Origin of the sequence: Janthinobacterium sp. P210005 (assembly GCF_036231865.1) — a bacterium.
Taxonomy (GTDB): domain Bacteria; phylum Pseudomonadota; class Gammaproteobacteria; order Burkholderiales; family Burkholderiaceae_D; genus Janthinobacterium; species Janthinobacterium kumbetense.
In genome coordinates, this window is sequence record NZ_JAZARC010000008.1 from 89,638 (window position 1) to 116,239 (window position 26,602).

Annotated in this window: 27 protein-coding genes; 18 read left to right on the forward strand and 9 right to left on the reverse strand. The window is 61.9% G+C overall.

The annotated features are described in order from the left end of the window. Positions 1-13: 13 nt before the first annotated feature. The 4 genes from VPH40_RS25840 to VPH40_RS25855 form a co-directional block, all read right to left on the reverse strand. Positions 14-3,592, reverse strand: a complete 3,579-nt coding sequence (locus VPH40_RS25840; RefSeq protein WP_328574876.1) for an ABC transporter permease/M1 family aminopeptidase — start codon at positions 3,590-3,592, stop codon at positions 14-16. A gap of 10 nt (positions 3,593-3,602) precedes the next feature. Continuing rightward, positions 3,603-4,496 (reverse strand): ABC transporter ATP-binding protein, encoded by an 894-nt coding sequence (locus tag VPH40_RS25845; protein WP_077399515.1) that lies wholly within the window; start codon positions 4,494-4,496, stop codon positions 3,603-3,605. Positions 4,497-4,699: 203 nt separating this feature from the next. Next, a complete protein-coding gene (locus VPH40_RS25850) occupies positions 4,700-5,896 on the reverse strand; it encodes an ABC transporter permease (protein ID WP_328574877.1) in 1,197 nt (398 codons plus the stop codon). A 3-nt stretch (positions 5,897-5,899) separates the two neighbouring features. Continuing rightward, positions 5,900-6,679, reverse strand: coding sequence for an ABC transporter ATP-binding protein (locus VPH40_RS25855; RefSeq protein ID WP_251350994.1), 780 nt, complete (start codon positions 6,677-6,679; stop codon positions 5,900-5,902). Between the two features lie 148 nt (positions 6,680-6,827). Between VPH40_RS25855 and VPH40_RS25860 the strand changes: the two genes are divergently transcribed. Further along, the gene (locus tag VPH40_RS25860) at positions 6,828-7,259 is read left to right on the forward strand and encodes a hypothetical protein (RefSeq protein ID WP_328574878.1); all 432 of its coding nucleotides are present in this window, start codon (positions 6,828-6,830) and stop codon (positions 7,257-7,259) included. 85 nt (positions 7,260-7,344) lie between these two features. After that, the gene (gene coq7, locus VPH40_RS25865) at positions 7,345-7,989 is read left to right on the forward strand and encodes a 2-polyprenyl-3-methyl-6-methoxy-1,4-benzoquinone monooxygenase (RefSeq protein WP_035824568.1); all 645 of its coding nucleotides are present in this window, start codon (positions 7,345-7,347) and stop codon (positions 7,987-7,989) included. Positions 7,990-8,149: 160 nt separating this feature from the next. Here coq7 and VPH40_RS25870 read toward each other — a convergent pair whose 3' ends face one another. Next, positions 8,150-8,578: an OsmC family protein gene (locus VPH40_RS25870; RefSeq protein ID WP_070278278.1), complete on the reverse strand. Its 429-nt coding sequence runs from the start codon at positions 8,576-8,578 to the stop codon at positions 8,150-8,152. A 225-nt stretch (positions 8,579-8,803) separates the two neighbouring features. Between VPH40_RS25870 and rplM the strand changes: the two genes are divergently transcribed. From rplM to erpA, 5 genes are all read left to right on the forward strand, one after another. Continuing rightward, entirely contained in the window at positions 8,804-9,232 is a 429-nt protein-coding gene (gene rplM, locus VPH40_RS25875; protein WP_010393282.1) for a 50S ribosomal protein L13, read from the forward strand. 9 nt (positions 9,233-9,241) lie between these two features. Beyond that, positions 9,242-9,634, forward strand: a complete 393-nt coding sequence (gene rpsI / locus VPH40_RS25880) for a 30S ribosomal protein S9 (RefSeq protein ID WP_010393285.1) — start codon at positions 9,242-9,244, stop codon at positions 9,632-9,634. Positions 9,635-9,803: 169 nt separating this feature from the next. Next, complete coding sequence (gene argC, locus VPH40_RS25885; protein ID WP_328574879.1) at positions 9,804-10,841, forward strand: N-acetyl-gamma-glutamyl-phosphate reductase; 1,038 nt, start codon at positions 9,804-9,806, stop codon at positions 10,839-10,841. Positions 10,842-10,931: 90 nt separating this feature from the next. Next, positions 10,932-11,321, forward strand: a complete 390-nt coding sequence (locus VPH40_RS25890) for a bactofilin family protein (RefSeq protein ID WP_077408960.1) — start codon at positions 10,932-10,934, stop codon at positions 11,319-11,321. Positions 11,322-11,415: 94 nt separating this feature from the next. Then, the gene (gene erpA / locus VPH40_RS25895) at positions 11,416-11,778 is read left to right on the forward strand and encodes an iron-sulfur cluster insertion protein ErpA (protein ID WP_029496047.1); all 363 of its coding nucleotides are present in this window, start codon (positions 11,416-11,418) and stop codon (positions 11,776-11,778) included. A 174-nt stretch (positions 11,779-11,952) separates the two neighbouring features. On the opposite strand, the gene VPH40_RS25900 is transcribed toward erpA, so the two are convergent. Then, positions 11,953-13,080, reverse strand: coding sequence for an anhydro-N-acetylmuramic acid kinase (locus VPH40_RS25900; protein ID WP_328574880.1), 1,128 nt, complete (start codon positions 13,078-13,080; stop codon positions 11,953-11,955). A gap of 121 nt (positions 13,081-13,201) precedes the next feature. Continuing rightward, positions 13,202-14,569 (reverse strand): M23 family metallopeptidase, encoded by a 1,368-nt coding sequence (locus tag VPH40_RS25905; protein ID WP_099403330.1) that lies wholly within the window; start codon positions 14,567-14,569, stop codon positions 13,202-13,204. Positions 14,570-14,723: 154 nt separating this feature from the next. On the opposite strand from VPH40_RS25905, the gene tyrS reads away from it, so the two are divergent. The 11 genes from tyrS to VPH40_RS25960 all read left to right on the forward strand — a co-directional run bounded on the left by tyrS (position 14,724) and on the right by VPH40_RS25960 (position 23,798). Further along, positions 14,724-15,989 (forward strand): tyrosine--tRNA ligase, encoded by a 1,266-nt coding sequence (gene tyrS, locus VPH40_RS25910; RefSeq protein WP_289919690.1) that lies wholly within the window; start codon positions 14,724-14,726, stop codon positions 15,987-15,989. Then, positions 15,986-16,435, forward strand: coding sequence for a D-aminoacyl-tRNA deacylase (dtd, locus tag VPH40_RS25915; protein WP_034784767.1), 450 nt, complete (start codon positions 15,986-15,988; stop codon positions 16,433-16,435). Before tyrS ends, dtd begins: the two co-directional genes overlap by 4 nt. Before the next feature lie 18 nt (positions 16,436-16,453). After that, on the forward strand, positions 16,454-17,086 hold the full coding sequence (locus tag VPH40_RS25920; protein ID WP_328574881.1) for a YbhB/YbcL family Raf kinase inhibitor-like protein: 633 nt from the start codon (positions 16,454-16,456) through the stop codon (positions 17,084-17,086). A 3-nt stretch (positions 17,087-17,089) separates the two neighbouring features. Continuing rightward, a complete protein-coding gene (locus tag VPH40_RS25925) occupies positions 17,090-17,734 on the forward strand; it encodes a histidine phosphatase family protein (RefSeq protein WP_328574882.1) in 645 nt (214 codons plus the stop codon). A 105-nt stretch (positions 17,735-17,839) separates the two neighbouring features. Further along, positions 17,840-18,892, forward strand: a complete 1,053-nt coding sequence (gene dusB, locus VPH40_RS25930; protein ID WP_251351002.1) for a tRNA dihydrouridine synthase DusB — start codon at positions 17,840-17,842, stop codon at positions 18,890-18,892. A gap of 170 nt (positions 18,893-19,062) precedes the next feature. Next, on the forward strand, positions 19,063-19,296 hold the full coding sequence (locus VPH40_RS25935) for a helix-turn-helix domain-containing protein (RefSeq protein WP_008445162.1): 234 nt from the start codon (positions 19,063-19,065) through the stop codon (positions 19,294-19,296). Between the two features lie 102 nt (positions 19,297-19,398). Further along, positions 19,399-20,985 (forward strand): bifunctional phosphoribosylaminoimidazolecarboxamide formyltransferase/IMP cyclohydrolase, encoded by a 1,587-nt coding sequence (gene purH / locus VPH40_RS25940; protein ID WP_077399554.1) that lies wholly within the window; start codon positions 19,399-19,401, stop codon positions 20,983-20,985. A 99-nt stretch (positions 20,986-21,084) separates the two neighbouring features. After that, positions 21,085-21,624 carry a crossover junction endodeoxyribonuclease RuvC gene (ruvC, locus tag VPH40_RS25945; RefSeq protein ID WP_289919679.1) on the forward strand — a complete coding sequence of 180 codons (540 nt, stop codon included), beginning with the start codon at positions 21,085-21,087 and terminating at the stop codon, positions 21,622-21,624. Positions 21,625-21,666: 42 nt separating this feature from the next. After that, positions 21,667-22,245, forward strand: coding sequence for a Holliday junction branch migration protein RuvA (ruvA, locus tag VPH40_RS25950; RefSeq protein WP_034784779.1), 579 nt, complete (start codon positions 21,667-21,669; stop codon positions 22,243-22,245). Between the two features lie 6 nt (positions 22,246-22,251). Then, entirely contained in the window at positions 22,252-23,307 is a 1,056-nt protein-coding gene (gene ruvB / locus VPH40_RS25955) for a Holliday junction branch migration DNA helicase RuvB (protein WP_328574883.1), read from the forward strand. 32 nt (positions 23,308-23,339) lie between these two features. Beyond that, positions 23,340-23,798, forward strand: a complete 459-nt coding sequence (locus tag VPH40_RS25960; RefSeq protein WP_099668247.1) for a YaiI/YqxD family protein — start codon at positions 23,340-23,342, stop codon at positions 23,796-23,798. Positions 23,799-23,852: 54 nt separating this feature from the next. On the opposite strand, the gene VPH40_RS25965 is transcribed toward VPH40_RS25960, so the two are convergent. Both VPH40_RS25965 and VPH40_RS25970 read right to left on the reverse strand, forming a co-directional pair. After that, a complete protein-coding gene (locus VPH40_RS25965) occupies positions 23,853-24,992 on the reverse strand; it encodes an OmpA family protein (protein WP_328574884.1) in 1,140 nt (379 codons plus the stop codon). Positions 24,993-25,005: 13 nt separating this feature from the next. Continuing rightward, on the reverse strand, positions 25,006-26,466 hold the full coding sequence (locus VPH40_RS25970; protein ID WP_328574885.1) for an ice-binding family protein: 1,461 nt from the start codon (positions 26,464-26,466) through the stop codon (positions 25,006-25,008). Between the last annotated feature and the right edge of the window lie 136 nt (positions 26,467-26,602).

Sequence of the window (26,602 nt, forward strand, 5' to 3'; positions counted from 1 at the left end):
TGGCCATTTTTTGTCATGGTTCGGCGATGTCGACGGTGACCATATTGTCATCGGGCTTGCGGTCGATCAGCTTGTTGTCCGGATCGATGCCCGCCTTGCCGGGACGGCTGCCCACGATGACGGTATAGCTCGCTTCGCGCGCCGTCATGCGCAGGCGTTCGCGCAGCAGCGGATGGCCATTCGCGTCGTCGACGCCGATCTCGATCCAGTCGTGCAGGGGCGCGTCGTGCTCCTCGCCCTGTTCGCCGGCCGTCAACTTGCTCGCCTGCACTTTCACGGTGACGGCGTACTTGCCGTCGCTGCGTTTCGTGGCCGTGGCCGACAGGGCACGGTTGTCGAACAGCACGATTTTCTCGAACAGGTCGTCGATCAGGTAAGCCTGCTCGGGCGGCGTGACCTGGCGCAAGCCGGCAATCAGTGCCGTCACGCTGGCATACGGCGGGCCTTTCTGGCCATGCGTCTTCAGCAACTCGCGCAGCACGCCGTTGACCTTGTCTTCGCCGATGATGTCTTGCAGCAAATACATGGCCAGGCTGCCCTTGTTGTAGTGGATGTAGGGCTGGTTTTCATTCTCGGCCAGCGGCAATTCCTTCTTGCGCTCTTCGCTGCGTCCCATCAGGTATTGATTCAGGTCATAGCGCAGGAAGCGGCGCATCTTGGCCGGCCCCACGGTTTTCTTCATCACCATCAGGGCCGAATATTCAGCCAGGGTTTCGCTGAGCACGGTGGCGCCCCGTGTATTGCCGCCCACCAATTGATGCGCCCACCACTGGTGCGCCACTTCATGCGCCGTCACGTAGAACGGATAATCGATATCCTTGGGATTCTTGTCATCGACCCTGGCGATGAAGCCCAGCCCTTCCGAGTACGGTATCGTGTTCGGGAACGATTGCGCAAACGTGGCGTAGCGGGGGAATTCGACGATGCGCAGGACCTTGTGCTGGTAGGGGCCGAAGTTCTTCGTGTAGTACTCGAGCGCTTCCTTGCTGCCGCGCACGAAGCGATCGAGGTTGTATTCATGGCCAGGGTGGTAATACACGTCGATGGCCACGTCTTGCCAGCGCTCGTGCTTGACGGCGTAGCGGGCCGACTGGAACGCGTAAAAATTCAGGATCGGCTGTTCCATCGTGTAATGGAAGTAATGGCGGCCCTTGGCGATCCAGTCGTTGTCCAGCATGCCCGGCGCGATGGCCGTCTGGCCGTCGACGGTACTGACGGTGGCGTCGAAGTTGATGCGGTCGGCGTCGTTGCTGATGTAATTGTCGGCCAGCCCCCGTGCATCGTCGCGCGGCAAGGCCCGTTCGCGCGCCGGCAAGCCGTGTTTCTTGCGGTCGCGCGGGTCCGTCAATTCCTGCTGCGGCTGGTAGCCGATGTGGGGCAGCACGGCATTCGTGAAGAAGGTGCCGTTGGCCACCACGGGCGTGTCCTGGCCCAGGCCGAAGATGCCGCGCGGCGCAAAGCGGACGTCGAAATCGAGGCCCAGGGTGGCGCCCGGCGCCAGCGGCGCGGCCAGGCGGTAGCTGTAAAAGCCCAGCTTGCCGTCATCGAGGCCGGGATGCACGCGCGCGTCAAAACGCAGGCGCATGGTGGAGCTCGGATCTTGCTGCACAAAAATATGGCTGATCGGCAGGCTGGTCTTGTTTTGCAGCACATAGCGGCCCGTGACGGCCAGGGTGCGCTGCGCCGGGTAGATGGCCACGTCGAGTTTCACGTCGGTGATTCTCGGCTGCGGCGTGGCGGCAAACTTGCGGTACTGGCGCTCGACTGTGGCGCGGTCCGCATCGCGCGCGAATTCGGACTTGTAATCGTTGGCCACGTGGTAGACGTAGAACAGCACCGCGCCGGCGCCGACGAAGATCAGGGCGCCGCCGGCAAAGCTGGCCAGCACGCCCTGCGTCAGGCCGTGGCGCGCCAGGCGCAGGCGGATGCGCCAGCTGTCCTGCGCGCCGCGGGGCCAGAACAGCAGCGACAGCACCGTCAGCATGACGGCCGCGCCGCTCCAGTACAGCAAGTACCAGCGTTCGCGCAACAGATAGTGGCCGGCGCCGTTCATGGCCGAATACACGAAGTCCGGCGTGTTGCCGTACAGCAGCAGCGGATCGCCCAGGCCCAGCGAGGAAAAGCTGATGCTGGCGATGTGGTACAGGATCATGGCGAAATACGCCAAATACTTGTGATTGATCAATACCTGCAAAAAGATGGCCAGCACGGCGATCAGCGCGTAGGACGGCAGGTGCGACAGGAACAGCGATTCCAGGTACAGGCCGGGGTCGAGGCGGTAATAACCCTTGAAAACCTGGATCGACATGCCGCACAGCATGATTACCAGGCTCAGCAAGGCCTGCAGGCCGATCAGCGCAAACAGCTTCGACAGCAGGGGCAGCCAGTTCGGCACGGGCAGGGCGTCGAGCATCAAGTGCGTGCCCGCCTCGCGTTCGCGCCACACCAGTTCGCCCGCATAGAAAGTGGTAATGATCAGCATGAACAGGGCGAACGAGGCACTGACCATGTCCAGCACCCTTTCCGTCACGGGATAGGTATTCGTGCCATAGATGGAACCCATGTCGAGCGCGCCGCCATACATGGTCAGCACGCCGGCCAGCACAATGACGACAAAATAGATGTTCTTGATGGTTTCGCGCAGATTCAGCCAGCTCATCTTGAGGAGCAGGGCGGCCAGGTTGCGCTGCGCGAAGTCCGGTGTTTCCTGCGTGGACAGTGAAGCGTTCGACAGGCGCAGCGGGACGTCGCCCTCGCTGCGGCGCTTGCCGGCGCCCGCGTCCATCGTGGCGTGGAACTGGAAGCGCCAGTAGCCGAGCAGCAATGCCACCAGGGCGAAGCCGGACCAGATGGCGCGGTTCAGCAAATACACGCCTTCCAGGGTCACCAGGCGCGTGTTGCGCTCCGCGTTCGGCCAGTATTCCGTCAGGCGTATCAGCGCCGTGGTGCCGAAGGGGTCGATCAGGGCGGCCAGGGTCTTGTAGTCGAGGTCGCGCGCCAGGGACGGGGCCACCAGGTAGCCGATCAGCATGACCACCGAGCTGATGTACACGGGCAGCATGCGCCGCGTCAGGGCCGCGATGACGAAGAAGATGGCGCCAAAGATGAACAGGTTCGGCAGCAGGGTAAACACATACGGCATCAGGTAGGCCAGCGCCCGTTGCGGCCCCAGCCGTTCCGGGTCGATGCCGGGCAGCCAGGCGCCCAGCCAGGCACCGATGACGATGCTGGAAAACACGACGGCCAGCACCAGCCAGGCGCCGAGGAAGCGGCCGAACACGTACTGGTATTTCCGGATCGGCGCGCTGAAGAAGAAATGCTGCATGCCGTATTCGAAATCCTGCTGCACCGAGCGGCCCATCATGGCGGCCACCACGACGGCGCCGAAACAGCCCAGCAGGCTGCACGTGAATGCCAGCGAGCGGGGCGCGTTGATCAGGAACTTGCCGCCGAAACTGATGCTCGCTTCCTTGAAGACGCCGCCGGCGGCGGCCATCCACAGCATGGCCAGCGCCAGGAACATGGCGAAATACACCCAGGTGGACAGCAGCTTGAGCCGCTGTCGCGCTTCAAAGCGGGCGATGGCAAACATGGCGCGCCCCTCAGTCGCACTGCGGGGCGACGCGGTGGCGCCCGGCAATGGTGGCGAAATACAGGTCTTCCAGGTCGCCGATGGCTTCCTCGAAGCCGTCGCCCGGGTCGTCGTCGCTGTAGACGTGGATCAAGGTACGGCCCGACAGCAAGCGCGTGGAAATGACGGCGTGGCGCTGCTGGAAGCTGGCCAGCTCTTTCTTCTCGACGAAGCGCGCCCAGATCTTGCAGCTGACTTCGTCGATCAGTTCCTGGGTCTTGCCGCACAGCAGCAAATGGCCCTTGTTGATGATGGCCATGTTGGCGCACAGGTCGGCCACGTCGGACACGATGTGGGTCGACAGGATCACCGTCTTGTCTTCGCCGATGTCGGACAGCAAGTTATGGAAGCGGACTCTTTCCTGCGGGTCGAGGCCGGCCGTCGGCTCGTCGACGATGATCAGTTTCGGGTCGCCCAGCAGGGCTTGCGCGATGCCGAAGCGCTGGCGCATGCCGCCGGAAAAGCTGCCCAGGCGCTGGTGGCGCACGTCGAACAGGTTGGTTTGCTGCAACAGGCCATCGACGACCTCGCGCCGGCGCGCCCGCTGCGACAGGCCTTTCAAGGTGGCGAAGTGGTCGAGCAGCTCATACGCCGTCACTTTCGGGTACAGGCCGAAGTCTTGCGGCAGGTAGCCGAGCATGCGGCGGATCTCGTCCTTGTCGTCGAGCACGTCGTAGTCGCCGAAGAAAACGGAGCCGGAATCGCATTCCTGCAAGGTGGCCAGGGTGCGCATCAGGGTCGACTTGCCGGCGCCATTCGGGCCCAGCAAGCCAAACATCCCGGGCGGTATCGTCAGCGACACGTTATCCAGCGCCACCACGCCATTCGCGTAGGTCTTCGACAATTTGCGAATCTGCAATTCCATACAACTCCTAACTCATGCGTTGCAGCCCGATGGTGCAGGGCTTCTGTATGCTGGCATTGTATTGAATTTAAGACGTACTGGGCAGTTGCATGCGATACACGGCATTTTCGCGTGACCAGAGTGCAATTGGGCGGGGTGGACGGCGCGCCCGTGTGGGGCTTCCGTGGGGGCCTGTTTCGCCCCGCTGGCGCGCCGCGTGACTATCAATTACGGAATAGCACCGATTCACGGTTAAACCACCAGCGGCACAGCATCAGCAGGGCGCCTGCGATCACCGTGGTCGAGGCGAGGATCACGCCGAACATGCGGTAATCCATGGTGCCCTTGACCAATTCCTTCATGGCCAGCGACACGTTGGTCAGCGGCACCATGGCCCACATCCAGTTCAGCTCGACGCCGGGCAGCATGGCCGCTACCGTGGGCAGGATGACGAACAGCATCAATGGCGTGATCATGCCGGCCGCTTCCTTGTAGCTTTTCGCGTAGATCGAGATCGACAGCAGCAGCGAGGCAAAGATGGCGGCCGTGGGCACCAGCATCAGGGTCACCATGGCCAGGTCGGGCAAGCCGATGCTGCGCACCATCACGGCCATGTTGCCTTCCAGCGAACTGCCGAAGATGGCCAGCAGGGCGCCCATGCTGCCCACCATCAGCACGGCCGAGGTCATGCCCACCGTAAACAGCACGAGGAACTTGGCCAGCACGATGGCGCTGCGCGGCACGGGTGCCAGCAGCAGGGTTTCCAGGGTGCCACGCTCCTTTTCGCCGGCGCCCAGGTCGATGGCCGGATACATGGCCGCCGTCAGGCACACCATCAGCAGCAGATAGGGCAGCATGCCGCCGACGATGGCGCCCATCTGCTCGCGCTCGTTGGCCGTCGACTGTTTGTCGAGCACGATGGGGTGCAGGGCAAAGGCCAGCTGGGCCGGACTCAGGTTCAGGGCCGACAGCGCGCTTTCGCGCAGGCTGGCGTTGTACGCCTCGACGATCTCGCGCACCCGCTGCTGGGTCACGTCGACCGTGCTGGCGCTGTTGTAGTGCAGCACTACCTTCGTTTGCTGCTGTTGCTGCAGCAATGCTTCAAAATGCGGCGGAATGACGACGGCGAACTTGATGGTGTCGTCGCCGATGGCGCGGCGGATGTCGCCCTCGCTGGCCAGCGGCACTTCGCGCAGGTTGTGCTGCTGGGCAAAACGCCCGCTCAAGCCGGGCGAATGGTCCTTGCCGAACAGGGCGTAGCGCATTTCCGCCGTTTTCGCGTTCTTGAACATATTGCTTGAAACATAAGCGAAGCCGCCAAAGATCAGCGGCATGGCAAAGATGGGGATGAGGATGGTGAAGATCAGCGTCTTGCGGTCGCGCGTGAGTTCCAGCAACTCTTTCACATAAATGGTCCACATGGCTCAGGCTCCCTGGTTGATGACGCTGACAAAGGCGTCGTACAGATCGGCACTGCCGCCCAGGTGGCGCAGTTCGCTGACCGTGCCATTGAAGGCGGTGGTGCCGCGGTTGATGATGCAGACGCGGTCGCACAGCTTTTCCACCTCGTGCAGGTGGTGCGTGGAAAAGATCAGCGGCACGCGCAGCGCCTTGTAGCTGGCGATGAAGTCGAGCAAGATCTTCGCCGACATCACGTCCAGGCCCGTCGTCGGCTCGTCGAGGATCACCACCTGCGGTTCGTGCACGACGGTGCGGGCGATCGCGCACTTCTGTTTCATGCCCGTCGACAATTGATCGGCCCGCTTACTGCCGTATTCCTCCATTTGCAGCAGGGAAAACAGTTCGTCGCAGCGGCGTTTCAGCTTGTCGGCCGGCATGCCATGCAGGCGGCCGAAATATTCCACGTTCTCGCGCGCCGTCAGGCGGCCATACAAGCCTGTCGAGCCGGACAGGAAGCCGATGCTCTGGCGCGCCACCAGCGGCTGGCGCAGCACGTCGACGCCGTTGACGAGGGCGCTGCCCGCGTCCGCCTGCAAGGCCGTCGACAGCAGGCGCAGGGTGGTGGTCTTGCCGGCGCCATTCGGGCCCAGCAGGCCCAGCACTTCGCCGGGGGCGCAGCTGAAACTGACGTCGCGCACGGCGTGAAACCAGCCCTCGTGTTCGCGCGGATCGCTGACGTGCGCGGCCTTGCCCTTGTGGGGCGGCATGCGGAAACGTTTTGCCAGGTGCTTGACCTCAATCATGTGCTTCATCCATTTAACGGTGAAGAATGAGAGTAGCATGCAAAAAATGTAACTTGCAAGGTGGAAATATCGTTTGGTCTATTGAAAAAAACAGCATCTTCATGCAAGCTGGCCCGGTGGGCGCCGGCGGACGGCGCGGGAGAGCGCAATGCAAACGATCGATCAGGTGATGCAGGACAAGGTACTGGCCGTGGCGCGCGCCGGCATGACCAGTGCCGAAGCCATCGGTTTCTTCCGCGTCAGCCTCGGGCTGTACTACCTGGCGGGCCTGATGACGGAGGAAACCCTCGATTTCAAGCAGATCGACGCGAAGTACAACCGTTTTATCTACCACTCGATCGGTGGCGGGCACAGCATCGCCAGCGTGCTGCAATTCATGAGCGGCGAGAAAGTCTTGCGCGTGCTGCAAGCGGAGCGTTTTCGCGCCGCGTTTGCCGAACATTGCCCGGACATCCCCGTCGACAGCATTTCCTTCCTGATTTCACTGAACCTGGGCGTGGCGAAAAGCCTGTCCGGCCTGGACGCCGTCGGCCCCGTGGTGGACTGGATCGAGCGGGAAAAAGCGCGCACAAGTCAATAAAGCCCCGTTCACCCTGCGCGCGGCGTGGGTACGGCTGGCCCTGATCGTCCTATAATCCATGTTTTCCCTTACATGAATAGCCACGATGACCGCGAACCGCCACTTTGACCCCCTGGATCGTTTGATTGTTGGCGCCGACAAGGCCTTGCGCGTCATGGCGGGCGTGGCCTCGGCCTCGCGCCCCACGCCGGCCGCGCATGCGCCCGATGCGGAACTGAGCCCGGCCGAGCAGCGCCACAGCGCCGGCTTGATGCGCGTCAACCATGTGGGCGAAGTGTGTGCGCAAGCCCTGTACAACTCGCAGGCGCGCTATGCGCACAGCCCGGCCATCCGCGCCCAGTTCGACGAAGCGGGACGCGAAGAGGAAGACCATCTGGCCTGGACGGCGCAGCGCTTGACGGAGCTGGGCTCGCGTCTGAGCCTGCTTAATCCCCTGTGGTATGCGGGTTCGTTTGCGCTGGGCACCATCGCCGCGCGCATGGGCGACGGCCGCAGCCTGGGTTTCGTGGTGGAAACGGAACGCCAGGTGGAAGCGCACCTGGCCAGCCACTTGCAGGAATTGCCGCCGCAGGACGCCAAGTCGCGCGCCATTGTGAAACAGATGGCCATCGACGAAGTGGAACACGGCGCCGCCGCCCAGCGACTGGGCGCCATCGACACCCCGGCGCCCGTGAAGGCGCTGATGGGCATCATGGGAAAAGTGATGACGAAAACCGCGTATTACATTTAAAACAAAGGCGCTCTGAAGAGCGCCTTTTTTATCCATATCTGAGCCGTGAAACGCCTGACAAAACCGTAGCGAGCGGAAGGGAGAGGTGGTCGAGAAGCGCAACCGTGCTGGAGCACGGTGAGCATCGCAGGCCGCCTGTACCGACGCGCAGTAGGTTTGGTCAGGCGCTTTCTTCGATGATCTCGAAGGAATGGGTGATTTCCGCCGTCTTGGCCAGCATGATCGACGCCGAGCAATATTTGTCATGCGACAAGGCTACGGCCCGTTCGACTGCCGTGGGTTTCAGGGCCTTGCCGCGCACGGTGAAGTGGAAGTGGATCTTGGTAAATACTTTCGGATCGGTGTCGGCGCGGTCGGCCTTCAGGGTCACTTCGCAGCCGCTGACGGCTTCGCGGCCCCGTTTCAGGATCAGCACCACGTCATAGGCGGTGCAGCCGCCCGTGCCCAGCAAGACCATTTCCATGGGGCGCGGCGCCAGGTTGTGGCCGCCGCCGTCGGGCGCGCCATCCATGGTCACCAGGTGGCCGGAACCCGTTTCTGCCCGAAAACTCATGCCCGACGGGCCATTCCAGCTGACTTTGCATTCCATCGTACTCTCCGAAAATTGTAAGCGTTTTGTATTGTAATAGAGGAATGCCCATCCATGTGCCGCCCGCCGGGCCGCAGCCGGCCTCGATTGCGGCTTGACGCGGCAAGGCAAAGCCGCTTATACTTGTCGGCTTTCCGTTCGCTCAGGAAAAGTAAATAAGGCAGAGTCCGCATAGCAGCATCGGCGGAACCACCATTTGAGCGTGTAATCTATTAGGAAGTCAACATGAAAACATTTTCCGCTAAAGGACATGAAGTCCAGCGCGATTGGTTCGTGGTTGACGCGACGGACAAAGTCCTCGGACGTGTTGCCAGCGAAGTGGCACTCCGACTGCGCGGCAAACACAAACCAGAATTTACTCCTCACGTCGATACCGGCGACTTCATCGTCGTCATCAACGCAGGCAAACTGCGTGTGACCGGTACCAAAGCTACTGAGAAAATTTACTACCGTCACTCTGGCTATCCAGGCGGCATCTACGAAACCAACTTCCAGAAAATGCAACAGCGTTTTCCAGGTCGCGCGCTTGAGAAAGCGGTCAAAGGCATGCTGCCTAAAGGCCCACTCGGCTACGCAATGATCAAGAAGCTGAAAGTGTACGCGGAAGGTTCCCATCCGCACGCTGCTCAGCAACCTAAAGCACTTGTTCTCTAAGGAACTGACATGATCGGTAATTACAATTATGGAACCGGCCGTCGCAAAAGTGCAGTGGCTCGGGTTTTTATTAAAGTTGGCACAGGCTTGATCGTTGTTAACGGCAAACCAGCAAACGAATACTTTTCGCGCGAAACGGGTCTGATGGTCATCCGTCAACCACTGGAACTGACCGGCAATGTCGAGCGTTTCGACATCAAAGTCAACGTCCATGGCGGCGGTGAGTCGGGCCAGGCTGGTGCAGTTCGTCACGGCATCACCCGCGCTCTGATCGACTACGATGCAGCGTTAAAACCGGAACTGGCGAAAGCCGGCTTCGTGACCCGCGATGCACGTGAAGTCGAGCGTAAAAAAGTTGGTCTGCGCAAAGCACGTCGCGCAAAGCAATTCTCGAAGCGTTAATTTCTACGCTACAGCACCTTCCGGGGTGCTGGTCGAAAAGCCGCTGGACTTCGGTCCCGCGGCTTTTTTGCATTTCAGCGTGACTCGGCGTTGCGCTGTAAAATACGCGGAAAACCCCCATGGGGGCATTTCCCTTCATCTTTATGCACTCTATACACAAGGAAAGAACATGATCAAAGTTGGCATCGTCGGCGGCACTGGATACACGGGCGTGGAATTGCTGCGCTTGCTCGCTACCCATCCAGATGTCGAGTTGACGGCGATTACTTCGCGCAAGGAAGATGGCTTGCCCGTTGCTGACATGTATCCTTCCTTGCGTGGCCACGTGAAACTGGCGTTTTCCTCGCCCGACAAAGCCAATCTGGAGCAGTGCGACGTGGTCTTCTTTGCCACCCCGCACGGTGTTGCGATGGCGCAAGCTCCAGCGTTGCTGGCCGCCGGCGTGAAAGTCATCGACCTGGCCGCCGACTTCCGCCTGAAAGACCAGGCCAAGTTCGAGCAGTGGTACAAGATTCCCCACACGGCGCCTGAACTGATCGAACAGGCCGTGTACGGCTTGCCGGAACTGAACCGCGAAGACATCAAGCAAGCGAAGCTGATCGCCAACCCCGGTTGCTACCCGACCACCATGCAGCTGGGCTTTTACCCGCTGCTCAAGGCAGGCCTGGTCAACGCGGGCGGCTTGATCGCCGACTGCAAGTCGGGCGTGTCCGGCGCCGGCCGCAAGGCGGAAATCGGCATCCTGTTCTCGGAGGCAAGCGACAGCTTCAAGGCCTACGGCGTGGCCGGCCACCGCCACTTGCCGGAAACGACGGCGCAATTGCAGCGTTTCACGGACGAGAAAGTGGCGCTGACCTTCACGCCGCACCTGGTGCCGATGATCCGCGGCATGCATTCGACCCTGTACGCGCAGCTGAACAAGGAAGTCAGCAATGAAGAATTGCAATCCTTGTTCGAAGAGCAATACAAGGATGAGCCTTTCGTCGACGTGATGCCGTTCGGCTCGCACCCGGAAACCCGTTCCACGCGCGGCTCGAACATGTTGCGCCTGGCCTTGCACCGTCCCGAAGGCGGCAATACCGTCGTCGTGCTGGTGGTGCAGGACAACCTGGTCAAGGGTGCAGCGGGCCAGGCCGTGCAATGCATGAACTTGATGTTTGGCCTGAAAGAAACGGCTGGTTTGCAACATATCGCCGTGATGCCTTAAATATAGGCACAGGCGTTTGCGCAGGTCCGGCGCCTTTTTGCCGGACCTGTGATAAATTGGACTGCCACGTACCCCGACAGGATGACGTTCATGTTCGAGCGCAACGCGAAAAACCCCATCGATACCCTGATCGGCGCTTCCACGCGGATCGAGGGCGACTTGCTGTTTTGCGGCGGTCTGCGCATCGACGGCCATGTGCGCGGCAACGTCACGGGCGAGCCGGGCGACCCCACCTATGTGGTGCTGGGCGAGGCGGGCCGCATCGATGGCGAGGTGCGCTGCTCGAGCCTGGTCGTCAGCGGCGAGATCAACGGCCCCGTGTATGTGTCCGAAATGCTTGAAATCCAGCCAAAAGCCCGCATTGTAGGAGAGGTCTATTACAAGGTGCTGGAAATGCACAGCGGCGCGCAAGTCCAGGGCAAGCTCAGCCGCCACGACAGCGCCGACCCCGTGCTGCACCTGGCCGTGTCGGAAATGTGAGCAGGAACAACACCCGCCAGCCGCGCCAGCGGCGGCCGCAGCGTGACTTGCGCCAACAGTCTATAATGAGGCTATGTTTTCTGAGGAGTCTGAAATGAATGCAGTCGCTGAAATGCAAGATGTGATCCCTTCGCCTATCATCTTTACCGATAGCGCCGCCGAAAAAGTCGCGCAGCTGATCGAGGAAGAAGGCAATCCCGACCTGAAATTGCGCGTGTTCGTGCAGGGTGGCGGCTGTTCCGGCTTCCAGTACGGCTTCACCTTCGACGAAATCGTCAACGAAGATGACACCACCATGGTCAAGAACGGCGTCCAGCTGTTGATCGATTCCATGAGCTACCAGTACCTGGTCGGCGCGGAAATCGACTACAAGGATGACCTGGAAGGCGCGCAGTTCGTGATTAAAAACCCTACCGCGACGTCCACCTGCGGTTGCGGTTCGTCTTTCTCGGTATAAGCACACCCGAGAAAACGCCCATGGCGGCGTTGCATTGCCTCGCCGTACTATCCGTACTGTCTTCGGCAATGCGCCTTGCCTTGGACGTTTTTCAGGCGCGCCGGTTTACAGGCGCAGCGTAAAAATAGCGGATCGATGATCCGCTATTTGTGTTTCTGGAACACTTGTTATTGATCAACGCGGGTATAGCGCGCCCAGTACCCGCAATCCCTGCGCGCCCGTCACTGCCGGCAAGTTGCCCGGCTTGCGCTGCGTAAAGCGCCAGGCCAGCCACGCAAAGGCCAGCGCCTCGACCTGGCTGGGCGCCACGCCCAATGCTTGCGTGGACTCCACCGCCATGCCCGGCAATTCGACGGCCAGCGCCGCCATCAGGCTGGCGTTCTGCGCCCCGCCGCCGCACACATACACGGTTTCCGCCTGCGCCCCGTCGCGCAGGATGGCGCGCGCCAGGCTGGCAGCCGTCAGTTGGGTCAGCGTCGCCTGCACGTCGGCGGGCAGGGCGGCCGGGTAATCGGCCAGCTTGGCGCTCAGCCAGTCGGCATGGAACAGATCGCGGCCCGTGCTTTTCGGCGCCGGCAAGTCAAAATAGGGCTCGTCGAGCAAATCCGCCAGCAGGGCGGGGATGACCTGGCCCGTGGCGGCCCAGGCGCCGTTGGCGTCGTAGGGCTGGCCCAGGTGCCGCAAGACCCAGCCATCCATCAGCGCATTGCCGGGACCCGTGTCGTAGCCCGTCACCGTGCCATCCGCATGCAGCACGCTGATATTGCTGATGCCGCCGATATTGGCCAGCACGCGCGTGTGGCCCGGCAGATTGAAGATGGCCTGGTGAAAGGCCGGCACCAGCGGCGCACCCTGGCCGCCGGCCGCCACGTCGCGGCTGCGCAAGTCCGCGATGACGTCGATGCCCGTCAATTCGGCCAGCAGGGCCGGGTTGTTCAATTGGCGCGTAAAGCCCAGTTCCGGGCGGTGGCGGATGGTCTGGCCATGCGCGCCGATGGCGGCGATGGCGTCCGCGACGATGCCCGCGTTGCTTAAAAGCATGGCGACGCACTCGGCGTAGTGGCGCACGAGTTGATTGGCCGCCAGCGCTTCGCGTTCGATTTCATTCTGGCCGGCACTTTGCAAGGCCATCAGGTCGGCGCGCAGGCTGGCGGGGAAGGGAATGTACGCATCGCCCAGGCTGCGCGTGCCCTCGTCGGAAAAGTCGACCAGCGCGCCGTCGACGCCATCGAGGCTGGTGCCCGACATTAAACCGATATACAGCATGGGGTTTTCCTTGAATACGTAAGTGGTGAGGTGCATTGTGCCGCATTTGTGCCGCACGCAAAAGCGCGCAGGAAAAACAAAAGCGCGCGGGAAAAAACAAAGGCACCGGCCATCTGCATGGGCGGTGCCTTTATGTGTTGCCCGAAGGCAGTGTTGCTTAACGCGACGCCAGGGCCGTGTCGTTCGGACGCAGCAAGGTGAAGCGGTGCATCATGTCGGCCGACACCATGCGGAAGCGGCTCAGCTCGGCGGCCGTCAATGGGGCCTGGGCTTGCACATTCAGCTTGCTTGGGTCTTGCGCCACGCCGCCAACGCGGAATTCATAGTGCAAATGGGCGCCCGTGGACCAGCCGGTGGTGCCGACGTAGCCGATCACATCGCCCTGGCTCACTTTTTGACCTTTTTTCAGGCCCGAAGCGAAGCGGCTCATGTGCGCATAGGCGGTCGTGTAGTTGGCCCAATGTTTCAGGACAACAACATTGCCGTAGCCGTTTTGGCTGCCGACGGAATCGACCACGCCGTCGCCCGAAGCACGGATAGGGGTGCCCGTTGCTGCAGCGAAATCGATGCCCTTGTGCGCTTTCCAGTTGCCGGAAATCGGGTGCACGCGCATGGAGAAGCCGGACGAGATGCGGGAGAATTCGAGGGGGGATTTCAGGAAGGCTTTTTTGAGGGACTTGCCGTCGAAACTGTAGTAACCGCCGCCTTGCTTGCTGGCTGGGTCTTCGAACCAAACGGACTGGTAAGTCGTGCCGCGGTTGGTGAATTCACCGGCCAGGATGCGGCCCGCTCGGACAAATTCGCCATCTTGCCAGAATGTTTCGTAGACAACATTGAACGAGTCGCCGCGTTTCAGGTCGGAGCGGAAGTCGATATTGGTGGAGAACATTTCCACGATTTGCGCGGAAATCGAGTCTGGCAGGCGGGTGCCGTCCAGGCTGGAGTCGGTGGCGGCGAACAGGGTGGAGGTAATCTTGCGCGCGTGCATTTCAACGCGGCGTTCCAGCTGGGCTGCCACTTCCGTGGCCACGAACTTGTCGCCCTTGCGGGTGATCAGGATATTCTTGACCGATTTGTCCGTGCCGTCGACGAGGGTGGCGCGCATCCAGTTGAGGTCGCCATTTTCGGACGTTTGCGCTTGCACGCGCTTGCCCGATTTCAGCAACATCACGCCGCGCGCGATCTTGTCGGTTTTGATGAAATTGGCGGCCACCGGATCATCCACGCCGAGACGGGTCAGCAGGGTGGCGAGGGTATCGCCGGCGCGGACTTTTTCTTCGTGGGTGAAATTCTGGTCTACCTGTTCCATCGCGGAAATTTGCGAGGCGAGATCAGGCATTTCCAGGTTTTGGGCGATGGACGTCACCGGCAGATCGGATGCGTCGGGCGCCATGGGCGACACAGCGACCGCGCCGAAGGCGGCCACGGCGAGCAGCACTGCGGAGGCACCGATAATGCGTGCCTTGCGTGTCGTCGTCAGCTGTGTGTACAAGCGTGAGCCTGTGATTTTATGTATAGGGTTCATGCAATCAGTTAAAATTTGCCCTTGAACGATTCGTGAACTAGTGCTCTTTGTTATTGTTATTTTGGTTCGTTTTCATACGGCAAGATTGATGGGATCGAGCATTATAGCAAACTCCGCAAACCTACTACCATTTTGAGATCTACAGTCAAATTTTATGGAAATCAACACCACCGCATCGCCTACAAAGGCTAACGCCGCTCAGACCGCGCTTCCGCTGTCGGACAGAGTACAAGAAGCCCTCGCGATTACCAAGCGTGGCGTCGACGAACTCTTGATCGAAAGCGAATTTGCGCAAAAATTAGCACGCTCCGAGAAAACCGGTGTTCCACTGCGCATCAAACTGGGCCTGGACCCGACCGCACCCGACTTGCATCTGGGTCATACTGTCGTCCTGAACAAGATGCGCCAGCTGCAAAACCTCGGCCATCAAGTCATTTTCCTCATTGGCGACTTCACGTCCATGATCGGCGACCCGTCGGGCCGCAACGTCACGCGTCCGCCCCTGACCAAGGAACAGATCGAGATTAACGCGATGACGTATTTCGCGCAAGCATCTTTAGTGTTGGACGCCAGCAAGACCGAAATCCGCTATAACTCCGAGTGGTGCGATCCGCTGGGCGCGCGCGGCATCATCCAGCTCGCTTCCCACTACACGGTGGCGCGCATGATCGAGCGCGACGACTTCACCAAGCGCTTCCAGGGCGGCATTCCTATTTCCGTACACGAATTCCTGTACCCGCTGATGCAGGGCTACGACTCGGTGGCCCTGAAGTCGGACCTGGAACTGGGCGGCACGGACCAGAAGTTCAACCTGCTGGTGGGCCGCGAACTGCAAAAGCAGTACGGACAGGAGCAGCAGTGTATTTTGACCATGCCTCTGCTGGAAGGTTTGGACGGCGTGGAAAAAATGTCCAAGTCGAAGAATAACTACATCGGCATCACGGAACCGGGCAATACCATGTTCGCCAAGCTGATGAGCATTTCCGACGTCATGATGTGGCGCTACTACGAGCTGCTGTCGTGGCGCTCGATCGCCGAACTGGCGCAGCTGAAGCGCGAAGTCGAGGAAGGCCGCAATCCGCGCGATGCCAAGGTTGCGCTAGCGCAAGAGATCGTCGCCCGCTTCCACTCGCAGCAGGCGGCGGAAGATGCGCTGGCCGACTTCGTCAACCGCTCGAAGGGCGGCATCCCCGACGATATCCCGGAAGTGACCTTGGCCGGCGCGCCGCTGGGCATTCCGCAACTGCTGAAACAGGCGGGCCTGTGTCCGTCCACGTCGGAAGCCATGCGCAAGATCGACCAGGGCGGCGTGCGCATCGACGGCACCGTCATCAGCGACAAGGGCTTGCAAGTGGCAGCCGGTCAGTTCGTGTTGCAAGTTGGCAAGCGCAGCTTTGCGCGCGTCACCTTGACGGCATGATCGCGCTGCTGCAGCGCGTCACGCAGGCAAAGGTCGACGTGGCCGGCGCCACCATCGGCGCCATCGACGCCGGCCTGATGGTGCTCGTGTGCGCGGAGCGGGGCGATACGGAGAAGGAAGCGGACGCCCTGCTGGCCAAGTTGCTCGGCTATCGCGTGTTTGCCGACGAGGCGGGCAAGATGAACCGCAGCGTGACGGACGTGGCCGGCGGCTTGCTGCTGGTGCCGCAGTTCACCCTGGCGGCCGACACCAAGTCCGGCACGCGCCCGTCGTTTACGCCGGCCGCCGCGCCGCAGGACGGCTTGCGCCTGTTCACGCATTTCGTGGACCAGGCGCGCAGCCGCCATGCGACCGTGCAGACGGGGCAGTTTGGCGCCGACATGCAGGTGTCGCTCACCAATGACGGCCCCGTCACGTTCTGGCTGCAAGTGAACGCCAAACAATAACTAAGAGAGGAGCAAGCGATGAAATTGTGGAGCGAGACGTTTCGTGATGGCGGCCTGATGCCGGCCGATCATGCCTTTGCCGAGATCGATCCGGCCAGCCGCGTGCGCCTCGCCGGCAACCGCAATCCCCATCTGGCCTGGGACGAGGTGCCGAACGGCACCGAGTCGCTGGCCCTGTTCTGCATCGACCCCGATGCGCCGCAAGACGCCAGCCTGGTCAATGTTGAAGGCCAGACCCTGCCGCTGACGGCGCCGCGCGGCGACTTTTATCACTGGAGCTTGCTCGACTTGCCGCCTGCCATGCGGGTTATTGCCGCCGGAGAATTTTCCAGCGGCATCACGCCGCGCGGCAAGCCTGCCGGTATTGGGCTGCGCCAGGGCCTGAACGACTACACGGGCTGGTTTGCCGCCGACCCGGACATGGCCGGCGACTATTACGGCTACGATGGCCCGTGCCCGCCGTGGAATGACGAGCGCATCCACCACTACATTTTCCGCCTGTATGCCCTCGACGTGCCGCAGCTGACCTTGCCCGAGCGTTTTACTGGGCAGCAAGCCCACGCCGCCCTGTACGGCCACATCCTCGACGAAGCCCAGCTCGTCGTTGCCTATTCGCTTCACCCCGAGTTGGCACTTACCCTGAAGAAATAACGCATGAGCACCACGATTTTACTGATACGCCATGGCGAAACGGCCTGGAATGCGGGCCGCCGCCTGCAGGGCCATATCGACATCGCCCTGAACGAGGCGGGCCTGGCGCAAGCGGGGGCGCTGGGGCAGGCGCTGGCGGACGAACCGCTGGCCGCCATCATCGCCAGCGACTTGCAACGCGCGCAGCAGACGGCGCAAGCCGTTGCCGACGTGAAAGATTTACCCGTGCAAACGGATTCCTTGCTGCGCGAGCGCTGCTACGGCGCTTTCGAAGGCTTGCTGTATGCGGACATCGCCGCGCGCTATCCGCACGAGTATGCACAATGGCAATCGCGCCAGATCGACGCCGTGATGCCGTCGGGCGAACGCCAGGCCGAAAGCTTCCGCCAGTTCTATGCGCGCGCAAATGGCGCCATCGCCCGCTGGGCCGGGCAATATGACGGCCAGACGATCGCCATCGTGGCCCATGGCGGCGTGCTCGAGTGCGCCTACCGCGAGGCGGTCGGCATGACGCTCGACAGTCCGCGCGACTTCCAGGTCAAAAATGCCAGCGTCAACCGTTTTTCTTACGCCGACGGCAAGCTGCATTTGGTGCACTGGGGAAATATCGAACACTTGAGCGCGCCCGCGATGGACGAGCTGGGCTAAGCGGCCCCTCTTCACTCTGACGCACTGAGCAAAAAAATAGTGCTTATTAATTAGGCAGGGAATCGGTTAAAATAGCAGGTTCCTCCGTCCATTCCAGGTTCTTCAGTGCAAATCGGCCCTCACATTCTGCGCAACAACGTTTTCGTCGCTCCCATGGCGGGCGTGACGGATCGGCCTTTCCGCCAGTTGTGCAAGCAGTTGGGTGCCGGTTACGCCGTGTCGGAGATGGCGGCGTCGAATCCGCGCCTGTGGGCGACGGAAAAAAGCTCGCGCCGCACGGACCATGCAGGCGAAATGGAGCCAAAGGCCGTGCAGATCGCCGGCGCCGATCCGCAAGACCTGGCCGACTGCGCCAAGTTCAACGTGGACCGGGGCGCGCAGATCATCGACATCAACATGGGTTGCCCCGTCAAAAAGGTGTGCAACAGCTGGTGCGGTTCGGCCTTGCTGCAAAACGAAAGCCTGGTCGAAAAGATCTTGCACGCCGTCGTCAACGCCGTCGACGTGCCCGTCACCCTGAAATTTCGCACGGGCTGGAACCGCGAAAACAAGAATGCCCTGAAAATCGCCCGCATCGCCGAGCAAGCCGGCATCCAGATGCTGACCCTGCACGGCCGCACGCGCGCCGATGGCTACAAGGGCGATGCCGAATATGAAACTATTGCCGCCGTGAAAGCATCGGTGGGCATTCCCGTGGTGGCCAACGGCGACATTACCAGTCCTGAGAAGGCCCGCTTTGTGCTGGATCAAACGGGCGCCGATGCCGTCATGATCGGCCGCGCGGCGCAGGGCCGGCCGTGGATTTGCCGCGAGATCGACCACTTCCTGCGCACCGGCACCTTGTTGCCGGCGCCTTACGTGGATGAAGTCCGCACCCTGATGGATGAGCATTTGCGCGCCCATTACGCGTTTTATGGGGAATTTCTCGGCGTGCGCACGGCGCGCAAGCACATCGGCTGGTATGTCAAGGATCTGGAAGGCGGCGAAGCGTTCCGACAGCAAATGAACTTGCTGGAGTCGACGGAAGCGCAGTTGCTGGCCGTCGATCAATTTTTTGAGTCGCAATGGAAATTTGGCGAACGGTTACAATACCGCCTCTCCGAATCCAGTGAAAGTGGCCTGATCGATGTGATCGAACCTGCGGCCACGGCAGCATGAGCAGATAGCAGCAAGCAGCATAAATCAGTGACCAGCAGTACAAGGGCGAGCGCCTATATACAGAGCGTCATGCAATATTAATTACAACACCGAGGCAAGAGGGCAGCACGCGGACCGCATGAGCGACGCGGCACCGGATAGCCAGGTGTTCAGCCGGTTGAAGCATACAAATGAGCAAAGAAAGCATTCAGGAAGTCGTACAGAAAAGTCTAGAAGATTACTTCAATGACCTGGGCGAACAGCAAGCATCGAATATCTATGACATGGTCGTGCTGACCGTGGAAAAGCCCATCCTGGAAGTCGTGATGACACGCGCCGATGGCAACCAGTCGCACGCCGCGCAGATGCTGGGCATCAACCGCAATACCCTGCGCAAGAAATTGCAGGAGCACGGTTTGCTGTAATGCCGGCATGCAAGTGACGCCAAGATTTGAATCCGCCGCCGCCTCAGCCAGACGACTGAGCGGCGCCATTCGCCAAGAACACTTAACCACCTAGCCACAGCCATGATCAAACAAGCTCTCCTCTCCGTTTCCGACAAGACCGGCGTTCTCGAATTCGCCCGCGCCCTGTCCGCCCTCGGCGTCAACCTCCTGTCCACGGGCGGTACCGCAAAATTGCTGGCAGACAACGGTGTTCCCGTCACGGAAGTTGCCGATTACACGGGTTTCCCGGAGATGCTCGATGGCCGTGTGAAGACCCTGCACCCGAAAGTGCACGGCGGTATCCTGGCGCGCCGCGATTTCCCTGAGCACATGTCGAAACTGGTCGAGCACGACATGCCGACCATCGACATGGTGGTGGTCAACCTGTACCCGTTCCAGGGCACGGTCGCCAAGGCCGATTGCACCCTGGAAGACGCGATCGAAAACATCGATATCGGCGGCCCGACCATGCTGCGTTCGGCGGCCAAGAACCACAAGGACGTGGTCGTCATCTGCGACCCGAGCGACTACGACGCCGTGCTGGCGGAAATGCGCTCGGCCGACGGCAAGGCCGGCGACGTCAGCTACGACACCAAATTCATGCTGGCGAAAAAAGTCTTTGCGCACACGGCGCAATACGATGGCGCCATCACCAACTACCTGACCAGCCTGGGCCCGACGAAAGTGCACGCCGAGCGCGGCGCCTATCCGCAAATCCTCAACGTTGCATTTGAGAAAGTGCAAGACATGCGCTACGGTGAAAACCCGCACCAGAGCGCCGCCTTCTACCGCGACCTGGTCACCACCGATGGCGCCTTGGCCAACTACCGCCAGCTGCAAGGCAAGGAATTGTCGTACAACAACATCGCCGATGCGGATGCGGCCTGGGAATGCGTGAAGAGCATGGGCGGCTTCGAGCAAAGCGCCGCCTGTGTCATCGTCAAGCATGCGAACCCATGCGGCGTAGCGCTGGGCAAGAATGCGGCGGAAGCGTATGCGCGCGCCCTGCAGACGGACCCGACCTCGGCATTCGGCGGCATCATCGCCTTCAACACGGAACTGGACGGCGCCACCGCCGGCGAAATCGCCAAGCTGTTCGTCGAAGTGCTGATCGCCCCATCGTTCTCCGCCGAAGCGAAACAGATTCTGTCGAGCAAGCAAAACGTGCGCATGCTGGAAATCCCGCTGGGCGGCGGCGTGCACGCCATGGACTTCAAACGCGTCGGTGGCGGCTTGCTGGTGCAATCGCCGGACGCGAAAAACGTCGGTATCGGCGACTTGCGCGTGGTCAGCAAGCTGCAGCCAACGCCGCAACAACTGGCCGACCTGATGTTCGCCTGGAAAGTGGCGAAATTCGTCAAGTCGAACGCCATCGTCTTCTGCGGCAATAACATGACCCTGGGCGTGGGCGCAGGCCAGATGAGCCGTATCGACTCGGCCCGCATCGCTTCCATCAAGGCGCAAAACGCCGGCCTGTCGCTGACGGGCTCCGTGGTGGCGTCGGACGCCTTCTTCCCGTTCCGTGACGGCCTCGACGTCGTCGTCGACGCGGGCGCGACCTGCGTCATCCACCCGGGCGGCTCCATGCGCGACCAGGAAGTGATCGATGCGGCGGACGAGCGCGGCGTTGTCATGTTGTATACCGGAACCCGTCACTTCCGTCATTGATCTGGAACAGGCCGGGATTCAATACCCCGGCTGGCAGTAACTCAGCGGCAGGCACCGGTTATTCACCGGTGCCTGCCGTATTCATTATAGAATCTGGCGATGATTATTCTTGGCATCGATCCTGGCCTGCGCACGACCGGCTTTGGGGTCATTGAAAAACACGGCAACAAGCTGCGCTATATCGCGTCGGGTACCGTCAAGACAGGTTCCGAAGGGGAATTGCCGCCGCGCCTGAAGGTCATCCTGCAAGGCGTGGGCGAAATCGTCGGCACCTACCAGCCCGATTGCGCGGCCATCGAAAAAGTGTTTGTCAACGTCAATCCCCAATCGACCCTGCTGCTGGGCCAGGCGCGTGGCGCGGCCATCTGCGCGCTCGTCAACGCCGACCTGTCGGTGGCCGAATACACGGCGCTGCAAGTGAAACAGGCCGTCACGGGCCACGGCAAGGCGGCCAAGGAACAGGTGCAGGACATGGTGTCGCGCCTGCTGTCCTTGCCCGGCTTGCCCGGCACGGATGCGGCCGATGCCCTGGGCGTGGCCATTTGCCACGCCAACAGCATCGATGCGCTGGCCATGCTCGGCGCGCTGGCGCCCCAGCTGCAGGGGCTGCGCATGAAGCGCGGCCGTTTAGTGGGATAGCTGCATGGCCCTCATATATATACACAACATTAGGAACACGCGATGATAGGCCGTCTCTCCGGTATTTTGCTTGAAAAGAATCCGCCACAATTGCTGGTCGATTGCCAGGGCGTCGGCTATGAAGTCGACGTGCCGATGAGCACTTTTTATAACTTGCCCCACGTGGGTGAAAAAGTCGTGCTGTTCACGCACCAGGCCATCCGCGAAGATGCGCACCTGCTGTTTGGTTTCGGCAATGCGGCCGAGCGTGCCGTGTTCCGCCAGTTGATCAAGATCACGGGCGTGGGCGCGCGCATGGCCCTGTCGATACTGTCCGGCATGACGATCGCCGACCTGGCGCAGGCGATTACCCTGCAGGATTCCGGCCGCCTCGTGAAAGTACCGGGCATCGGCAAGAAGACGGCCGAACGTTTATTACTGGAATTGAAGGGCAAGATCGGTGCCGATCTTGGCCCGCTGGGCGCGCATGCGGCGCCGGACGCCCAATCGGACATTTTGAACGCACTGGTGGCGCTCGGCTACTCGGACAAGGAAGCGCTGGCGGCCGTGAAAAACGTGCCGGCTGGCAGCGGTGTGTCGGATGGCATCAAACTGGCGCTGAAAGCGCTGTCGAAAGGCTGATAGGGCATGAGCATCCAGACCGACAGCTTCACGGAACAGCGCATCATCGACGCGGCGCCCATTTCGCACAACGAAGAGGCCATCGAACGGGCCTTGCGCCCGAAGCAGCTCGACGAGTATGTGGGGCAGGAAAAGATCCGCGACCAGCTGGAAATTTTCATCACGGCCGCGCGCCAGCGCAAGGAAGCGCTCGACCACACTTTATTGTTCGGCCCGCCGGGCCTGGGCAAGACGACCCTGGCGCACATCATCGCGCGCGAAATGGGCGTCAATCTGCGCCAGACCTCCGGCCCCGTGCTGGAGCGTCCGGGCGACCTGGCGGCGATCCTGACGAACCTGGAAGCGAACGACGTCCTGTTCATCGATGAAATCCACCGCCTGTCGCCTGTCGTGGAAGAGATTTTGTATCCGGCGCTTGAAGATTATCAAATAGACATCATGATCGGCGAAGGCCCGGCCGCCCGTTCCGTGAAACTCGATCTGCAACCGTTTACATTAGTGGGCGCTACCACGCGCGCCGGCATGCTGACCAATCCGCTGCGCGACCGCTTCGGCATCGTCGCGCGGCTGGAGTTCTACAACACGGGCGAATTGACGAAGATCGTCACGCGCAGCGCCGCCTTGCTGAAGGCGCCCATCGACCCGGAAGGCGCACATGAAATCGCCCAGCGCGCCCGCGGCACGCCCCGCATCGCCAACCGCCTGCTGCGCCGCGTGCGCGATTTCGCGGAAGTCAAAAGCAATGGCGAGATCACCAAGGTGGTGGCCGACCGCGCGCTGGCCATGCTCGACGTCGATTCCGCCGGCTTTGACGTGATGGACCGCAAGCTGCTCGAAGCCGTGCTGTTCAAGTTCGGCGGCGGCCCCGTCGGCATCGGCAACCTGGCGGCGGCCATCGGCGAAGCGGCCGATACCATCGAAGACGTGCTGGAACCGTACCTGATACAGCAAGGTTTCCTGCAGCGCACGCCCCGTGGCCGTGTCGCCACGCCGGCCGCCTACCTGCACTTCGGCGTCAGCGCCCCGCGCATGGGGCCCGGCGGCGACGCGTGGGAATTGTGATGGCGGAAGGCAGCCAGCAGACCGCGCCGGGCATGCAGATCTGGATCGACGCCGACGCCTGTCCCGTCGTCATCAAGGAAATCCTGTACCGCGTGGCCGACCGCCTGGAGTTGCCGCTCACCCTGGTGGCCAACCAGGGCTTGCGCGTGCCGCCCTCGCGTTTCATCCGTACCGTGCAAGTGCCGTCCGGCGCCGACGTGGCCGACCAGGAAATCGTGCGGCTGTTGAATCCCGGCGACCTCGTCATCACGGGCGATATCCCGCTGGCCGCCGACGTGCTGACGAAGGGCGGCTTTGCGCTGAACCCCCGTGGCGAGTTTTACACGAAAGACAATATCGCCCAGCAACTGACGATGCGCGCCTTCATGGAAGAATTGCGCAGCGGCGGCGTCGACACGGGCGGCCCGGCCGCCTTCAGCCAGTCGGATCGACAACAGTTCGCCAATAGCCTGGACCGGCATCTGAGCAAGCATCACCGCAAGCCGGCGTAAAGCAGCAGGCGAAAAAAAACCGGCGCAAGCCGGTTTTTTACATGTGCGTGAAACCTAGCGTGAAACTTTTCGCGTGCCCACCACTTCCACCGTCACGCGGCGGTTCTTGGCGCGCCCGGCGGCGCTCGTGTTGTCGGCCACGGGCTGCGTTTCTCCCTTGCCTTCCGTGTAGACGCGGTTCGTTTCCACGCCTTGCGCCACCAGGTAAGCCTTGACGGCTTCGGCGCGGCGTTGCGACAGTTTCTGGTTGTAGGCATCCGGACCGACGGCATCCGTATGGCCCACCGTGACGATGACTTCCAGGTCCATGCCATTCAACTGGCCCAGCAACTGGTCCAGCGCCGCCTTGCCTTGCGGCTTGAGCGTCGATTGATCGAAATCAAACAATGCCTCCGAAGCAAACGACACTTTTTCCGCTACCGGTGTTGGCGCCGGCGCGGCCACGATGACAGGCGCCGGCATGGCGACGACAGGGGCGACGTCGGGCGCCGGCTGGTAGGCGGGCGTGGCGCTGGCCGGGCGGCCCAGTTTATACGCGAGGCTGACGGAATACAGGTCCGCATCGCCGCGGTTGCCGACGGCGTCGTTCAAGCGATAGCGCTCGACTTCGCCGCGCAGGGCCAGCGCTTCGCTGAACTTGTATTCCAGGCCCAGGCCCAGCTTGGCGTTGAGCTTGCGCTCGCTGGCATGCGTGTTGGCCGAACCCAGCAGGCGGTTGCCGCTGAACTCTGTATTCGTCTTGGTGTAGTGCATGCCGACCCGGCCCAGCAGGGACAGGCGCTGCGAAAGCGGCAACTGGCCCAGCAAGTCCAGGTTCACGCCGCGAAAGCCCGCTTGCCCGTTCAGCACGCCGTTGCCGCTGGTGGTCGACTGGAAATCGAACTTGCCCAGGTCAAAGTAGCCCGCTTCCACGGCGACATACTGGTTCAGTTGCCGGCCGACAAACAATTTATAGCCCGTGTCGCGCTGGTCCTTGGCAAAACCGGTGACGGTTTCGCCATTCGCGGCCAGGCTGGCGCGCAGGCGCGGTTCGTCGATGGTGGCGCGCGACTGGCCCACGCCCGCGCCGAGGTACCAGGCGCTGTTGGCCCAGTCCGGGTTGATGAAAGTGTTGTCCTGCGCCTGCGCCGAGTGGGCCGCCAGCAAGGCGCCGGCCATCACGCTCAGGGCGCCCAGTGTGTGTGCGATAGTCATGGTCATGTCCCGGTTATTTGGTGATCTGGTTGTTGCGCAGGGTAACGGCGGCAGCCGTCAGCACGCGGCCGTTGAGCAGGGTCGTGTTGTCGCCCACCGTGATGGCGGCCGACTGGCCCAGGATATTGCCCTTGAAGACGCTGTTCGCGGCCAGGGTGGTGGGGCCGACGGGCAGCCAGCTGACGTTGTCGGCCGTGGCGCCATTGTTCAGGGCAACCACCGAGTTGACGGTCGAATTCAAGGTCAGCGCCGTGCGGAAGATGTACACGCCGGGACCGTTCAGGGTCAAGGTACCCGTGATGCTGATGGCGCCCGCATAGCAATACACGCCGGGGCCGAAGGTCTGGCCGCCGAGGTCGATGCCGCCGGCAAAGCTGACGTCGCAAGTGCGGCTATTGCCGTCCGTGATCGCCGCTTGCAAATCCGTCATGGCGCCGGCCAGGATGGCGCCCGATTTGTAGTTGGTAAAACCGGCCGCCTGGGTCGGGTCGACCGTTTGCGACGGCGCACCGACGTCGCCCGTGATCAGGGTGGTGCCGCCCGAATTGTTCGTGATCGAGGTGCCGGCCAGCACGCCGAATGGCGCCGCGCGACCCAGGATGATCGGGTTCAGGACGGGCGGGATGGCGACGGCGGTGACGGTCAGCAGCGCGCTGCCCGACTGGCCGCCGGCCGTGGCCGTGATATTGCTGGTGCCGGCGGCGATGCCTGTGGCGACGCCCGTGTTCAATACCGTGGCATTGGCGACCGTAGCCGACGTCCAGACGGCGCTATTGGTGATGATGGCGTTCGAGCTGTCCGAATACGTTGCCGTGGCAACGAATTGCTGCGTGGCGCCGACAGCGATGCTGGCGGTGGCCGGCGTGACGGCGATGCTGGCCAGGGTGAGGGCAGGGACGGTGACGGTGGTGCTGGCCGTCTTGCCGTTGAAGCTGGCATTCATGACGCTGCTACCAAAGGCAACGCCAGTGACGAGGCCATTGCTGGCGACGCTGGCGAAAGCGGGCGTGGCGGCAACGAAGCTGCTGCCGGCCGTGACGTCGGCGGTGCTGCCATCCGAATACGTGGCAAGGACGGCCAGCTGGCGCGTCGCGGCGACGGGGATGATGGGGTTTTGCGGCGTGACGGCAATAGCCAGCAAGGTCGCTGGCGTGACGGTCAACATGCTGCTGGCGCTCTTGCCGCCAAATGCGGCAGCGATAGCCGAAGTGCCGGCAGCAATGCCGGTGCTCAAGCCCGTGGCGCCATTGACGGTGGCATTGGCCGGCGTGGCCGACGTCCAGGCCGCCTTGGCGCTGACGTCTTGCGCCGAGCCGTCGCTGTACGTGGCGATGGCCGTGAATTGCTGGCCCGCGCCGATGGCGACGGTGGCCGTGGCGGGCGTGACTGCCAGGCTGGACAGGGTGGCGCCCGGCAAGCCGAGGATGGGATCGCGCCCCTGGTCACCGCCGCCGCAGCCGGCGAGGGCGGTCATGGCCAACAAACCTGCCGAGGCGAGCAGCGGGGTCAGATATCGCTTGAAGAGATTCATATAGTTCCTTTGTGCATGGCAGTCATTGCCGGGCATCCGCGGATGAGGTCATCCGGCAGAGCCATGCCGCCTTTCGCTA

Coding starts and splice junctions, on each gene's coding strand:
- VPH40_RS25840 (WP_328574876.1), bottom strand. CDS start 3,592: ATGTTTGCCATCGCCCGCTTTGAAGCGCGACAGCGGCTCAAGCTGCTG.
- VPH40_RS25845 (WP_077399515.1), bottom strand. CDS start 4,496: ATGGAATTGCAGATTCGCAAATTGTCGAAGACCTACGCGAATGGCGTG.
- VPH40_RS25850 (WP_328574877.1), bottom strand. CDS start 5,896: ATGTGGACCATTTATGTGAAAGAGTTGCTGGAACTCACGCGCGACCGC.
- VPH40_RS25855 (WP_251350994.1), bottom strand. CDS start 6,679: ATGATTGAGGTCAAGCACCTGGCAAAACGTTTCCGCATGCCGCCCCAC.
- VPH40_RS25860 (WP_328574878.1), top strand. CDS start 6,828: ATGCAAACGATCGATCAGGTGATGCAGGACAAGGTACTGGCCGTGGCG.
- coq7 (WP_035824568.1), top strand. CDS start 7,345: ATGACCGCGAACCGCCACTTTGACCCCCTGGATCGTTTGATTGTTGGC.
- VPH40_RS25870 (WP_070278278.1), bottom strand. CDS start 8,578: ATGGAATGCAAAGTCAGCTGGAATGGCCCGTCGGGCATGAGTTTTCGG.
- rplM (WP_010393282.1), top strand. CDS start 8,804: ATGAAAACATTTTCCGCTAAAGGACATGAAGTCCAGCGCGATTGGTTC.
- rpsI (WP_010393285.1), top strand. CDS start 9,242: ATGATCGGTAATTACAATTATGGAACCGGCCGTCGCAAAAGTGCAGTG.
- argC (WP_328574879.1), top strand. CDS start 9,804: ATGATCAAAGTTGGCATCGTCGGCGGCACTGGATACACGGGCGTGGAA.
- VPH40_RS25890 (WP_077408960.1), top strand. CDS start 10,932: ATGTTCGAGCGCAACGCGAAAAACCCCATCGATACCCTGATCGGCGCT.
- erpA (WP_029496047.1), top strand. CDS start 11,416: ATGAATGCAGTCGCTGAAATGCAAGATGTGATCCCTTCGCCTATCATC.
- VPH40_RS25900 (WP_328574880.1), bottom strand. CDS start 13,080: ATGCACCTCACCACTTACGTATTCAAGGAAAACCCCATGCTGTATATC.
- VPH40_RS25905 (WP_099403330.1), bottom strand. CDS start 14,569: ATGAACCCTATACATAAAATCACAGGCTCACGCTTGTACACACAGCTG.
- tyrS (WP_289919690.1), top strand. CDS start 14,724: ATGGAAATCAACACCACCGCATCGCCTACAAAGGCTAACGCCGCTCAG.
- dtd (WP_034784767.1), top strand. CDS start 15,986: ATGATCGCGCTGCTGCAGCGCGTCACGCAGGCAAAGGTCGACGTGGCC.
- VPH40_RS25920 (WP_328574881.1), top strand. CDS start 16,454: ATGAAATTGTGGAGCGAGACGTTTCGTGATGGCGGCCTGATGCCGGCC.
- VPH40_RS25925 (WP_328574882.1), top strand. CDS start 17,090: ATGAGCACCACGATTTTACTGATACGCCATGGCGAAACGGCCTGGAAT.
- VPH40_RS25935 (WP_008445162.1), top strand. CDS start 19,063: ATGAGCAAAGAAAGCATTCAGGAAGTCGTACAGAAAAGTCTAGAAGAT.
- purH (WP_077399554.1), top strand. CDS start 19,399: ATGATCAAACAAGCTCTCCTCTCCGTTTCCGACAAGACCGGCGTTCTC.
- ruvC (WP_289919679.1), top strand. CDS start 21,085: ATGATTATTCTTGGCATCGATCCTGGCCTGCGCACGACCGGCTTTGGG.
- ruvA (WP_034784779.1), top strand. CDS start 21,667: ATGATAGGCCGTCTCTCCGGTATTTTGCTTGAAAAGAATCCGCCACAA.
- ruvB (WP_328574883.1), top strand. CDS start 22,252: ATGAGCATCCAGACCGACAGCTTCACGGAACAGCGCATCATCGACGCG.
- VPH40_RS25960 (WP_099668247.1), top strand. CDS start 23,340: ATGCAGATCTGGATCGACGCCGACGCCTGTCCCGTCGTCATCAAGGAA.
- VPH40_RS25965 (WP_328574884.1), bottom strand. CDS start 24,992: ATGACTATCGCACACACACTGGGCGCCCTGAGCGTGATGGCCGGCGCC.
- VPH40_RS25970 (WP_328574885.1), bottom strand. CDS start 26,466: ATGACCGCCCTCGCCGGCTGCGGCGGCGGTGACCAGGGGCGCGATCCC.